The following is a 1,303-nucleotide window of genomic DNA, read 5'->3' on the forward strand; positions in this document are numbered from 1 at the left end:
ACTGTACGGCCCGGAGACATGGGTAACAGTTTGTACCTAAGACATGGGTGACAACCTCGTGCCGAACGGGTTGTCGATGGTCTGCAAGGTCCTCTGTTCCAAGTCGATATATCCGAGATCATAGTGCATGAAGGAGACGAGCCAAATGCCGTCGTCGACTTCGGTGATTCCGAGCCTCTGGCCGGCGAGCACGGTGGAGATGTTGATCTTCTTCCTGTGCATGCAGATGCGGCCGCAGGCGGTGACGAGAATGTCCTTGTCATGGAAGGGATATTCCAGTTCGGGGAGGCCTTGATAGGCTCTTGAAGAATCCCTGTAGAGCTCGGCCGGCACCTTCATTTGGATCGCCTCGTGGGGCCTCTCGGCATTGAATTCGCTCATGAAAGCATCGAACCTGGCCTGCTGCTGCAGAATGTTCATGCCCGGCGGCCGGGTCGTTTCGGCCTTGAGCGTGCGGTGCATGCGCTCGTGGCGGCCGTTCTCGTGCGGGTTGCCAGGCCGGATGCGCTCGATCGCGATGCCGAGCCTCAGCCAGAACACCGACAGCCTTGATAGATTGTAGAGGCCGTTGGGGCTTGCGAAGGGAAGGCCATTGTCGCTTCTAATCGCTTCCGGCAGACCGCGTTCCTTGAAGAGCTGGACGAACGCCTCGATGACCGGAATCTCCTTTGTCGATTCAAGGGCTTCGCAGGCCAGCAGGTAGCGCGAAGTCTGGTCGGTGACGGTCAGCGGGTAACAGTAGCGGCCATTGCCGAGCTTGAACTCGCCCTTGAAGTCGGCGCACCATAGATCGTTGGGCTGCGTCGCCTGGGACAGCTGCGTGCCCACGGCCTTGTTCGCCCGGTTCCTCTTGCGGGCCTGGCTCACAAGGCCGTGGCGGTCGAGCACGGCATGAACGGTGCTCTTGGCTGGAATGCGTACATCGCCTGCGAGCTTGCGCACCAGCAACTCGCGTATCTTCCTGGCGCCCCAGTGCGGCTTCTCCCGCTTGCTCTCTACGATCATCCGTTCGATCTGGACCGGCAACTGGTTGGCATAGCGCACCGGCCGGCGCGAGCGGTCCGTCAGGGCCTCGAGACCCTCATCCTTGTAGCGATTGAAGATCTTGTAGCCCGTCTTGCGCGAGATGCCGAACTCCCGGCACACATCGCTCATGCCTTCCCCGTCGAGAAGGCGAGCTACAAAACGAAGACGTTCCTCCATCACCGAACACTCTTTCCACGGCATCAACACCTCCGGCCAAAAGCCAAAAGTGTTACCCATGTGTCCGGTACAAAACGTCACCTATGTCTCGGGTCGCTCA

At 59.6% G+C, this 1,303-nt stretch carries 1 protein-coding gene; it reads right to left on the reverse strand.

The window, feature by feature from the left end; all coding sequences use genetic code 11:
* Positions 1 to 36: 36 nt before the first annotated feature.
* Positions 37 to 1,227: a helix-turn-helix domain-containing protein gene (locus tag AC0L14_RS34715; protein WP_473752222.1), complete on the reverse strand. Its 1,191-nt coding sequence runs from the start codon at positions 1,225 to 1,227 to the stop codon at positions 37 to 39.
* Positions 1,228 to 1,303 lie beyond the last annotated feature (76 nt).

Source organism: Mesorhizobium sp. WSM4841 (genome assembly GCF_055811515.1).